This is a genomic window from Glutamicibacter sp. JC586 (genome assembly GCF_009805585.1).
Classification (GTDB): Bacteria; Actinomycetota; Actinomycetes; order Actinomycetales; family Micrococcaceae; genus Glutamicibacter.
The window spans coordinates 57,348-68,838 of record NZ_VHIN01000022.1 but is presented as its reverse complement, the minus strand read 5'-3'; the positions used below and the strand labels follow the sequence as shown (position 1 = coordinate 68,838).

9 protein-coding genes are annotated in these 11,491 nt (G+C 53.8%); 3 read left to right on the top strand and 6 right to left on the bottom strand.

The genetic code is table 11. The annotated features are described in order from the left end of the window. Entirely contained in the window at positions 1–3,327 is a 3,327-nt protein-coding gene (locus tag FJV47_RS14170; protein ID WP_159614113.1) for an ATP-binding protein, read from the top strand. Positions 3,328–3,391: 64 nt separating this feature from the next. Here the strand turns inward: FJV47_RS14170 and FJV47_RS14165 are convergent, their stop codons facing one another. The 5 genes from FJV47_RS14165 to FJV47_RS14145 form a co-directional block, all read right to left on the bottom strand. After that, on the bottom strand, positions 3,392–3,736 hold the full coding sequence (locus tag FJV47_RS14165; protein ID WP_159614112.1) for a DUF6176 family protein: 345 nt from the start codon (positions 3,734–3,736) through the stop codon (positions 3,392–3,394). Positions 3,737–3,846: 110 nt separating this feature from the next. Further along, entirely contained in the window at positions 3,847–6,342 is a 2,496-nt protein-coding gene (locus tag FJV47_RS14160) for an ABC transporter permease (protein ID WP_159614111.1), read from the bottom strand. A gap of 3 nt (positions 6,343–6,345) precedes the next feature. Next, positions 6,346–7,095, bottom strand: coding sequence for an ABC transporter ATP-binding protein (locus FJV47_RS14155; protein ID WP_159614110.1), 750 nt, complete (start codon positions 7,093–7,095; stop codon positions 6,346–6,348). 128 nt (positions 7,096–7,223) lie between these two features. After that, a complete protein-coding gene (locus FJV47_RS14150; RefSeq protein ID WP_159614108.1) occupies positions 7,224–8,165 on the bottom strand; it encodes a cation diffusion facilitator family transporter in 942 nt (313 codons plus the stop codon). Then, a complete protein-coding gene (locus FJV47_RS14145) occupies positions 8,162–8,536 on the bottom strand; it encodes a metalloregulator ArsR/SmtB family transcription factor (RefSeq protein ID WP_159614106.1) in 375 nt (124 codons plus the stop codon). Before FJV47_RS14145 ends, FJV47_RS14150 begins: the two co-directional genes overlap by 4 nt. A gap of 240 nt (positions 8,537–8,776) precedes the next feature. Between FJV47_RS14145 and FJV47_RS14140 the strand changes: the two genes are divergently transcribed. Together FJV47_RS14140 and FJV47_RS14135 are read left to right on the top strand one after the other, a co-directional pair. Then, positions 8,777–9,373 (top strand): DNA-3-methyladenine glycosylase I, encoded by a 597-nt coding sequence (locus tag FJV47_RS14140; protein WP_159614104.1) that lies wholly within the window; start codon positions 8,777–8,779, stop codon positions 9,371–9,373. Between the two features lie 2 nt (positions 9,374–9,375). Further along, the gene (locus FJV47_RS14135) at positions 9,376–10,224 is read left to right on the top strand and encodes a DNA-3-methyladenine glycosylase (RefSeq protein WP_159614102.1); all 849 of its coding nucleotides are present in this window, start codon (positions 9,376–9,378) and stop codon (positions 10,222–10,224) included. 362 nt (positions 10,225–10,586) lie between these two features. On the opposite strand, the gene FJV47_RS14130 is transcribed toward FJV47_RS14135, so the two are convergent. Beyond that, positions 10,587–11,441, bottom strand: coding sequence for a siderophore-interacting protein (locus FJV47_RS14130; protein WP_159614100.1), 855 nt, complete (start codon positions 11,439–11,441; stop codon positions 10,587–10,589). Positions 11,442–11,491 lie beyond the last annotated feature (50 nt).

Sequence of the window (11,491 nt, the reverse complement as noted above, 5' to 3'; positions counted from 1 at the left end):
ATGAGCATTGAAATGACTCTTCCCCTAGGCGGCGCGATCAATCCAGGTCAACATCGACTCAGCAGGGTTCAGATCGTTAATTGGGGTACCTTCCACGGACTTCATGATCTTGAGGTGGACCGTGCTGGAACTCTTGTGACAGGGCACCCCGGAGTCGGCAAGTCGACCTTGTTTGACGCCATGGGTCACGTTTTCTTCGCGACCCCGCGCCTGAACGAATCTGCCAACGACGCAGCCACCCGCGAAGACCGCCGTACGACCTTCTCTTATATGAGAGGTCGTCAGTTCAAAACCAGTGAAGGAACCGTGTTCCAGCGCCCGGGGGCAACTTGGAGCGCCATCATCCTTAGCTACGACGATGGAATGGGCAATACGCTCACCGCCGGTGCCGTTTTCGATTTGCCGGATGCAGGTCTGGAAGGCCAGGTTTCTAAGCATTACCTCTTATGCGAAGGCAAGGTAGACATCGCGGAGCTAGAGAACCATGGTCCTCGCCGTTTCACGGTCTCCTCGCTGTCCAAGGCGCTGTCACCGACCGAAGCTTTTGACACTCACAAGGCCTTCATCGAACGCCTGCGCCGACGGCTCGGCGTGGAAAGTGACAAGGCTTTCGCGCTGCTACGTACCTTGCAAAATGGTAAAGGGCTTGCCAAGGGCGTGAACCTTTTCTTCCGCCACGAAGTCCTGGAAGAACCGGCAACACTGAAAGCCGCGGCCGCTGCAGTAGAAGACTTTGCCCACCTACGTGGCATTTACCGTCAGCTGGATACAGCTCGTGCACAACGCGATGCACTGGCAGAAGTTCCTGCTCAGGATCAGGCTTACCGCGTGTTAGCCGAACAGATCACTCAGACCCGTCAGCTGCTGGACAGCGATGTGCAAAATCTGGAAACTCAGGTTCGTCAGCTGGTCTTGCGTAATGACTTGAGCGCTCATCAAAGTGAATTGGCAAAGCTGCAAGCTGAGGAACAAGAGTTGCGTGCGCGCAAGGAACAACTGGATGATCAGTTGCAGTCCCTAGAGGCCGCACATGATTCGGCAGGTTCCGCTTCGCTCATGCTCCTTGAACGTGAAGCCGATGTTGCCCGTAAGACGTTGAGCGAAAAAGAGAACATTGTTCGGGCTTTGCAGCAGCAAGCGTCTGATGCTGGTTTAACCTTTGAGTTCACGGCGACCGGTCTTGAAGAGCTCCGCGCGAATGCTGCACGCACGTTGCAGCAGCTGACCTCGATTACCCAAGATGCGCAAACTGTCGAATATGAGGCGATGGCCAATTTGGTCAATCTTCGCAAGCGTGCAGAGTCGCTGGATGAGCAGATTCGTTCGTACCAGCGTCGGGCCAGCAACATTGACGAGCGGGCGATTGCCGCCCGTCGAGCCATCGCTTCGGCCTGTTCACTTCGTGAAGATCAGTTGCCCTTCGCCGGCGAACTGATGGATGTTTCCGCGGACGCTTCCACGTGGCGCTTGGCCGCTGAAAAGGCGCTTCATTCCTTGGCGCGAACCTTGTTGGTTCCTGGTGAATTGCTCTCGCAGGTGACCCACGCCATCGATCAGCTTGATGGGCTGGGTCGAGTGCGTTGGACCGATATTTCGCAGCAACCAAAATCAGCAGATGCTGGACCCGCCGATCTGGTCACCAAACTCGATTTCGCTCCAGGAGACGCAGGCCGGTGGCTAAAATCAAAAATTACCGCAGACTATCCGTTGGTTTGCGTTGATAATGATTCCGCGATGCATGTTCATCCCAAGGCCATTACCCCGGCCGGAACGATCAAATCTGGTGCAGGCACGTTCGAGCGAGATACCCGCGGGCTGCCGGCCTCCGAGTATCTTTTGGGCTTCACCAATGAATCAAAGATCGCTGAGTTGCAGACTAAAGCCGCGCGACAAGAGCAGGAAATTATCAAGGCGCAGAAGGCCGCCGATGAGCGAAGCGCTGCGAAAAACCAAGTTGTTGCCAAGTCCCAGCTGCTCAAAGCCATCATCGCTGACGAACGCAGCTTCAGCCAGCTTGATTCATCCGGTGCGCTGGAGGCGTTGCGTCGCGGTGAGCAAAAACTTGGCGATGCCCTGTCCTTATCCGGTGATTCCTCACGCGTCCGGCAGCAACTAGAAACTGCCAAAGCTGAAGCAGAAAAACTCGTGGGCGACTTGGCACTGGTTCGCTCACGGATCCAAGATCTACAGCTACAGGTTGAGCGGGCTCAGCAAGTCCTGTCCACCGCGCAAGAACCAGCAGCGCAGTGGGAGCAGGAGATTCCGCTTTCGCTACGTCAGCACCAGTTGCTAGGTCCTGTTCTGGAACAGGTCATCTCCGGTAGCTGCCCGCCAAGTGAAAAGATCAGCGAGGCTTTCGCTGAGGTCAAACTGCAGCTGGGCAGTCAGTTGAACTCTCTAAGTAGCCAGCGACAAGAAGTCGGTAGCGCGTTGAGCGAAACCTTCCGTCGTTTTGCTCGGGACTTTGGCTCCTCGCACGCTCAGACGCATGGAACCACCCCCGAAGCGGCCGAGCACTACGCACAACTTCACGAACAGATCGTGGCTGACGGTTTACCTCACCATGAGGCGCAGTTCCGTGAATACTTCGCCAACCGCTCCTACGAACGTTTTAGCGATCTCTTGCAGCTTCTGGATGAAGAGCGTCGAATGATTTCTGAACGCATCAAACCGCTGAATCAAATTCTGGCTGAAGTCACTTTTGAGCACGGATCAATCCTGCGCTTAGAAGTTGAAAACGCCATTCCTGTGGAAGCCGGAACCTTCCGGAAGGAACTCAAACAAGCCCTGCAAGAGGCTTACACCACCAAGGATGAGTCGTCTCTGGCTACTTCCTACCAAGCATTGGAAGCATTGGTCACCGCGCTCAGCGACCCAGCGATGAATGCTTGGCGTTCAACGGTTCTCGATGTCCGACAGCATGTAGTGATCAGCTGTAATGAGCACAAACCCAATGGTGAAATTGAGACGGGACTTGAGCCTGGAACACTGTCTGGAGGTGAAGGGCAGCGCTTTACGTCCTTCATCATGGGTGCAGCATTGGCCTACCAACTCGGCTTTGCCTCGGCCGGATTCACTTCTTTCGGAACCGTGATGATCGATGAGGCCTTTATTCAGGCTAACTCTGAATATGCGGCTGCAGGCATACGCGCTCTTCAGGAGTTCGGTTTCCATCTGGTGCTTGCAGCGCCAGAGGACAAGATCGACTTGAGTCGGCATCTGGGCTCGATTACGGACATCATCAAACACCCGGGATCGAATATCTCGGGCTTTGTGACTACGGGCCGTTCGCCAGCAATGGCAACAACAATCACCCTACGCGGCTAGCGCCGATCAGAGACTTTAATGGCCGGTTCACGTGAACCGGCCATTAAACGTTAAGTCATCGACTCTAACTCATGCATGAACGGATTCGATCAGGAATCATGCTCACCCGAGGTAGCAACTGTTGTGGCGTGAAATCTGGGTCGATGCATTCTCTCCAGAATTTTAGGTGCTCTTGATCAATCGGGTGTTCTGAGTTTTGAACCTCGATCCCACCTTCGCCCTGCATGCTGTACCAGTAAAGGTAATCGACTCCGTCCAGCGTCTCGCTGAATATGGTCTCGATGTACATCTTTTCATCGTCCAACGTTTTCAATACGGCCGGTAGATTGTCATTGAGCAGTTTCATCCACTGGTCAACTACGGAGCTTTTCCCGGTCAATACTCTGAAGCGAGTAAGTTCAATATTCACGACGTCAATCTACCAAACGGCAAAAAGTCAGTGCTTCTGACATGGAAAAGGGTGGGACCCGTAGGCAGCTCATGATGCTGCTCTAGGTCCCACCCTTCTATCCTTGGTTCCTACTCGGTCGCCAGGCCTTCAACCGGCGACAGCTTGGAAGCTCGTCGGCCAGGAGTGATGGAGGCAAGCAACGCCGCGATGATGCTGATCGCAAGGACCGCAACAAGCTGCCACCATGGAATGGAGTAGGTCATCGGTCCCATCGCAGATAGAGCAGCGCGCGCACCGAGCAAGCCGTAGGCCACACCCAGGATCATTCCGAGCAAGGCAGCGACACCGCCGATTAGCACGGCTTCGGTCGCAAGCATGCTTCGAAGTTGCTTCTTCTTTAGTCCCAGGGCACGAAGTAGCGAGTTCTCACGGGTCCTTTCCAACACCGATAGGCTCAGCGTATTCGCCACACCAATCAAGGCAATCAGGACGGCAACAGCCAGTAGCGCAGAAACAATGGTCAGCAGTACGTCGATGATCTGAGAGAACATCGACTTCATGACTACACCACCGTCAATCATCGAAGAATCAACGCCGGTGATATCTGAAATTTCGGTGACCAACTCGTTGATCTTAGAACCGGAAATTCCGTCATCTACCTTGATGGTGATCCCGGGGTACTCGTTATCGCTCTTGATACCCAACGACTTGAAAGTCTCTTCGGCAATTGGGTTACCAGCAAGAAGAGCGCCCGAATTTTTGACCTTCAGCGTCTTGTTGCCAATCTTAATTGTTGGCTTTTCGTAGTCCCACTGGGAGAACACGAGCTCCCCTGGCTGTGGAACGATCTTCTGATCGAGAACCGTCTTGGAGAATGATTCAGGATCCACCGAGAGCAAGCCAATGTTGATCGGCTCCTCTTCGCCTAGGTCAACCGGTACGTCAGTCACAACGAACGTTGAGGTAGCAGTGACCCCTTCGACCGCGTTGATTTTCTGAGCAAGTTCTTTGGCCTTGGCATCGTTCACGTTGCCCTCGTAGAAGGATACGTTCATATCCACTGGGTACTCACCGGCAATGGCATTATTCATGCTGGCTTTGGCGGTCTGCCCACCAACCATAATCATGGTCACTAGCGTTACACCAATGAGCAGGGCTGTAGCAGTCGACGTGGTGCGACCAGGGTTACGCACCGCATTCAGTGCAGCAAGACGACGTGCGGTCGAGTTACCCGCAACAAGCTTGCCGATACCGGCCACGCTACGTGGTACGAACAAGGATGCCAGCATCAGGATTCCAGGGAAGGAGAGCAGCCCACCAAGGAATGCGATAAGCAGATCACCCTTGAGCGCACCATAAATCAACAGCGCCGCACCGAGAGCGGTCAGCAAGGCACCAAAGATGATGCGCACGATGCCTGCACGGTTCTTCATGCTTGCCGCGTCAAATGGGCGAAGCGCCGCTAGCGGAGCCAGCTTCATGGCTCTACGAGCTGGCAAACTCGCGGCGATCACCGTCATGAGGATACCCACGATAATTGGCACAATGAGACCAAATGGGGTCACTGCTAGGGCGGCATATGACATTGCCGGAACCGTTGCATGCAGGATAGCGATCAGGCCTGCAAGCAAGGCAACCGCAAGCACAACACCAACAACCGAGGCCAGCACGCCGATGACCAAGGCTTCTAGGAGCACCGAACTGCGGATCTGCTTGCGCTTGGCACCAAGAATTCGGAGCAGAGCCAATTCGCGGGTGCGCTGGGCAATGACTACCGAGAACGTATTAACAACAACCAGGCCGGTAACCACCAAGGCAATCAGGGCGAAGATCAGTAGAATCATGGTCAGCTGATCGGAACCACCAGTCATCTGAGCTACATCGTCAATCACCTTTTGATCCGCGGTAACGACCGCGATGTCCTTCATCTTCTTCGTAGCGAAGTAATCAAGAAGTTCATCTGTGACAGCATCCAAGGAAGCATCACCGTTGATCACGATACTGTCGAACGAAGCCTGCTCACCAGCAATGTGACTCCACGCTTTTTCACTCATTCCGGCTAACGCATAGGCCGAAGTGCGTGGGTTAGCTGAAGATCGTTGAAGACCAACAATCTTTACGTTCTGTGCTTTGCCTTGTTCATCGTCCAAAGCAACTACATCGCCCACCGAGACACCCATCGTTTCAGCGTGAGCTTCATCGATCATCATCTCGTTATCGGACAGCGGAGCACGGCCTTCCACCAGTTCCAGCCCACCCAGACCCTGTTTAGGGTCAACAGACTGGATCTGAACTGTATAACCGTTGTCTGCCGTGTGCATCTGACCGTAGACATAACCTAAACCGTAGGCCTTTGAGACACCACTCAGGGCACGGATGTCAGCGACCGTATCCGGGGAAAGTGTGGACATTTCCTCGGCGTCGGGATCCAGGTCTGCGTCGGCGTACGCCACCAGATCGGCATCTTTATATGCCTCGCCCAGGGAGTTTTTTAGGGTTGCTTGCGTTGATGAGTTGACCGCCAGTGTTGCAGCGAGGAATGCGGTACCAATGGCAACCGCCAACACCACAGCAATATAACGTCTGGCGTACGTTTTAATATTTGAAAGCGCTACATGCAGCATTATTTACTCCGCCAATGAGGCAAGTGCCTCGGACACGGTAGCCACGGTAGGCCCCTCGATGGTTCCGACGAGCGAGCCGTCTTTCATAAGCAGCACCGTGTCGGCATAAGATGCGGCGACAGGATCGTGGGTCACCATGATGATGGTCTGGCCCATTTCGCGAGTGGACGAGCGCATCAACGAGAGAACTTCGGCGCCCGTGCGCGAATCCAAATTGCCGGTCGGCTCGTCACCGAAGACCACCTCGGGTCGAGTGAGCAGAGCACGAGCCACGGCCACGCGCTGCTGTTGGCCACCAGAAAGTTCGTGTGGTTTGTGTGTCAGTCGCTCGCGCAAGCCCAAGGCATCGATGACCGTGTTGAACCAGGCCTTGTCGTGCTTCTTTCCCGCCAAAGACAGTGGAAGTAAGATGTTCTCTTGCGCAGTGATGGTCGGAACGAGGTTGAAGGATTGGAAAACGAATCCGATCTGTTCACGGCGCATCTCTGTGAGCTGATCGTCGTTGAGTGAAAGCAGGTTCTTGCCGCCGATGATGATCTCACCACTGTCCGCGGAATCCAGGCCGGCTAGACAATGCATCAATGTGGACTTGCCGGAGCCGGAAGGGCCCATGATGGCAGTGAACTTTGATCGTTGGAAGGCGACGTCAACACTTCGGAGTGCTTCAACGCGAGTGGAATCGTGTCCATAAGTCTTTGTGAGGCCGCGTGCAGCGACCGCATATTCATTTTTTGGCAGGGTTTCAGAAGTCATATCAAAAGAATATAAAACATCTAGCCAGAGGGGCATCAGTCAGCAGGAGTGAATTAGTCCACCGTAGCATCATACTCAGGTATGACTCAGCTAAGACAAAACTAATCCACAGCCCACTGAGGCGTAATCTAGTGGCCCTGATCCTCGCACCCGTGCTGATGTTCAGTACTTTGATGCGCTGGCGGTTCAATCTGAAAAGTCGAATGTTCGATACTGACTGCGAAGTGATCCGCTACGCACTTTTGCAAGTCCTTGAGCAGCTCCCCTGCCACCCCTGAGGAAAAAGCTGACTCTTCGACGACTACGTGCGCGGTGAGCACCGGAAGATTTGAAGCGATCTGACTGGCATGTAGATCATGAACTGCGATCACCCCTGGCTGATTCTCCAGATGTTCGCGCACCGCAATCAGGTCCAAACCTCGGGGAGTAGATTCCAGCAAGATATGAGTCGTTTCGCTCAACAGCTTCAGGGCACGAGGAACGATCAATGCACTGATGATTAATGCAGCAACGGAGTCGGCCTGCATCCATCCGGTACTAGCGATAACAATGGCCGCCACAATTACCGCGACAGAACCTAGCGCGTCATTCACTACTTCAAGAAAAGCTGCACGCATGTTCAGATTGTTATTGCGTCCGGAGGAAATGATCCACATAGACAGGACATTTCCGAGTAATCCGATCACACCAAAGACCAACAGTCCCGAGGACTGGATCTCTTCTGGTGCAAATAATCTGCGTGCCGCATCGATGGCCGCGTAGATGCCCACAGCCAACAAGAGTGCGGACTGCACAGTTGCAGAGAGAACCTCAGCGCGACGAAAACCCCAGGTTCGTTTCGTAGTAGGTTTTCGGGCAATTAGATTGGCCGCGGTGAGCGCGAGCAGTAACCCCAAGGTGTCGGTAAGCATGTGTGCCGCATCAACCAGCAGCGCCAACGAACCAGTAACGATTGCACCGATAACCTCTGCCACAAGAATGGATGCGGTGATGCCAAAGGCCCATGCCAAACGAGTGCGATTTGCCTCCGAATGATCGTGAGTATGCCCGTGCGAATGATCATGGCTCATGACTGCCCCAGTTTCTCGTTGCCCACGTGCGCTTCTTGCCAATGATGCGCAGTCTGCTTGGGGATCAGTTGCCGTGCCACGAGCAACAACTGATCTAACTGCGTTGGATCACCAAGCGAGTAGATACTCGCCCTCCCCTGGGTTCTGACCTTAACCAGATCCGTATCACGCAGGCAGGCCAAGTGTGCACTCACGGTGCTTTGCGCAAGTCCGAGGTGATCAGTCAGTTCCCTAACCTTATGCTCGCCAGTCTTCAAATGCTCGAGAATCAGCAACCTGGTTGGATCCGCGAGGGCATGAAATAGTGCGGCCTCAGCCGTCTTTTCATCACGACTCACTATTGCATCGCTCACTGACTCTATTATCGCCATATAACGATGATAGATGAGTTCGGACAGTTATTGAACCCGCGCACTGAACATCACGTCACATTCGCCGAGGTCCTATTCGAGTTTTTGCTCAACAAGCTCAAAAGGCCCTGAGAACGACGGTGATCAACACAGCCGCCCAGCGGTGATCGCGTAGACTTCATCAGGTTTCCGAGAGTAACTAAAACGTGAAGCATTTCTTCACTACACGCCTTTGACCTCACGCAATGCAAAGATTGGTTCATGACTGAAGACCTTGTTATCGGCGAAGATGGCCTTGCCCGCCCGCATTGGGCGGCGTCCAACGACATGCTGCGCAACTACTACGACACCGAATGGGGCATGCCTGTCGTCTCCGAGTCTGGGATCTTCGAACGACTAAGCCTCGAATGCTTTCAGTCCGGCCTATCTTGGGCCATCATTCTCTCCAAGAGAGAAGCCTTCCGGGAAGCCTTCGAGAACTTCGACCCGGAAAAAGTCGCATTGTTCACCGAAGATGATTTCAACAGCCTCATGGAAAACACGGGAATCGTCCGCAACAAGCTCAAGATCCGCGCAACGATCGCCAACGCAGAGGCAACTTTGATGATGCGTGAAGAGGGAGGGCTGGCAGACTTTGTTTGGTCTCATAAACCCGAAGTAACTCCGAGACCACGGTCCTTTGATCAGATCCCCACGCAAAGTCCTGAGTCAAAAGAATTGGCAAAGGCTCTGAAAAAGCGTGGCTTCAGATTTGTTGGCCCAACAACGATGTTCGCACTCATGGAAGCAATTGGAATGGTTGATACGCACCTGGTCGGTTCTCACCGGCGGAATACTTCAGGCATCTGGTCCGCATAGTCATGACACTTCATCTGGCATCTACAGGCACATTGGATGTGGAGCACACCCTCAGGGTGCTGAAGCTTCATTCCTTGCCGTCGCAGGAACGGATTGATGAATCCACAGCGCAAGTACACCGGGTCCTGCGCTTGGATGATCACTTGGTAGAAGTGCGCCTTACTCTGCAAACAATCGGAGTATCTATCGAGCATGATGCACCGAACGACCTCGTTCCCAAGCTGCGCACTACCATCGATCGCTGGCTTGGCCTGTCCCAAGATACGTCGTGCGCCTACGCGTCCGTTCACGAACAACCTACGCTTGCGCGGTTGGCGCGAGCCTCGAACAACTTGAGATTGATCAGCTACCCCACGATATTTGAGGCGTTAGCAACGACCATCATCGGGCAACAAGTTTCCCTCGCAGCAGCTCGCACGCTTGCCGGCCGATACGTGGAAAAATTGGGCGAACTACACCCTTGCGGACTTCGAACGTTCCCCACCGCGCAAGTCACCGCGTCGCTGGACCCGTTGCAACTTCAAGCAATTATCCGATGCCCTCTAGCGCGGGCAACGACTTTACATACAGTTGCCAGTTGGTATCAAAACTTCGGCAGACAGCTGGCCGGCCAGGACCAACAGTTTCTCGCCCAGCTATTGGCATTGCGCGGCGTAGGACCGTGGACCAAAGATTACATGGCCTTGCGTGGGCTACGGATGCCGGACGTCTTTCTAACATCCGACTTGGTGATACGCCGTGCAATAATAAACGCTGACGTACGCCAACAGGACATCGATCGACTGCCCACCCCAGCACGCTATCTAGCAACACTTCTTCTATGGGACTACGACGCTCGAGGGCAGGTTTAACGAAAAAGGAATCTACCAGGCTGTGCAATCCTGGTAGATTCCTTTTCGCGATCCGGATAGCTGAGCAGGCCACCGGATCCATTCCCCTATTTCAAGCCGGCCAAGCCGACAGCCAGGTTGAGGCGAGCAACCTCAATCCTTAGCGAACTAGCCGAGAGGACTCGGTCAAGTTTGTCGCTTCTCCCGACCACACACGGGAGAAGCTCTGTACTAAGCATAACCCAATTTACCCTAATAACGTCAATACCTAGTCACCTAATATCTTAATATTTTTCTTAGGTGAGTCTAACTTAGGCGTTGCTACTTTCTGAGCGTCTCCGTAGAGGCCACATGACTAGGGATCCAAAGCTTCGTCTGCATTACTAGTCGGCGAAAATCTTGCCCACGTCGGTACGCTTCTCGGCTTGGAACGCGTCTTCCTCGCGACCGTAGGCCCAGTATGCGGACAATGACATGTCCCGGCGATCAACCCCGTGTTCGTCGTAAAAGAAGTGACGCAATTTCTTCATGACTTCTCGCTCGCCGTGAGCAAATACCTGCACACGACCACCGGGCCACGGATACTCACGAACTGCGTTCTCCAAGACAGTATTCGATGGCGTGAAGGGAGCGTTGCGATGCACCCAGCGAACTTCAACGCCTTCCGGATGCACTAATTCCAGTTCATCGGCAGCGTCAGCAACCTCGATGATGACTACGCCTTTCATGTCATCAGCCATGGTTTCAATTGCCCGGCTAATGGCAGGAATCGCCGTTTCATCACCGGCAAAGAAGTGGAAATCAAATTCCTCGCGTGGCAAAAACTGACCAGCTGGTCCGGCAAAGCAGATCGAAGAGCCGATCTGCGTGTCGCGGGCCCATTTTCCTGCCAACCCCTCGTCGCCGTGAACCACAAAATCCACTTCGATGGTTCTGGCCTCATGATCACTGCTACGCACGGTATAGGTACGACGGACAGGCATGTCTTCTGGTGCCAACCTGGTGCGTAATTCATCCATGTCGTATGGCAACGGTAAGTCCAGCTCTGGCTTGGCAAACAAGAATTTGACGTAGCGATCCGTCACCTCTTTGTCGACAAAGTTTGCGAATCCAGGACCCCCGAGAGTTAGTCGTATCAAATGTGGTGCGATCTGTTCACGCTTGAGCACCTGCAAGACCACTTGAGGCCGCGAAGTCCGCGATTCGTTTTGTATGCGACCGCCAGCTGGCTGAGTCATGTCATCACTCCCTGTCTGAATAAGAAAAGATAACTCAATCCTAATTGACG

Coding starts and splice junctions, on each gene's coding strand:
- FJV47_RS14160 (WP_159614111.1), bottom strand. CDS start 6,342: ATGCTGCATGTAGCGCTTTCAAATATTAAAACGTACGCCAGACGTTAT.
- FJV47_RS14170 (WP_159614113.1), top strand. CDS start 1: ATGAGCATTGAAATGACTCTTCCCCTAGGCGGCGCGATCAATCCAGGT.
- FJV47_RS14130 (WP_159614100.1), bottom strand. CDS start 11,441: ATGACTCAGCCAGCTGGCGGTCGCATACAAAACGAATCGCGGACTTCG.
- FJV47_RS14140 (WP_159614104.1), top strand. CDS start 8,777: ATGACTGAAGACCTTGTTATCGGCGAAGATGGCCTTGCCCGCCCGCAT.
- FJV47_RS14135 (WP_159614102.1), top strand. CDS start 9,376: ATGACACTTCATCTGGCATCTACAGGCACATTGGATGTGGAGCACACC.
- FJV47_RS14145 (WP_159614106.1), bottom strand. CDS start 8,536: ATGGCGATAATAGAGTCAGTGAGCGATGCAATAGTGAGTCGTGATGAA.
- FJV47_RS14150 (WP_159614108.1), bottom strand. CDS start 8,165: ATGAGCCATGATCATTCGCACGGGCATACTCACGATCATTCGGAGGCA.
- FJV47_RS14155 (WP_159614110.1), bottom strand. CDS start 7,095: ATGACTTCTGAAACCCTGCCAAAAAATGAATATGCGGTCGCTGCACGC.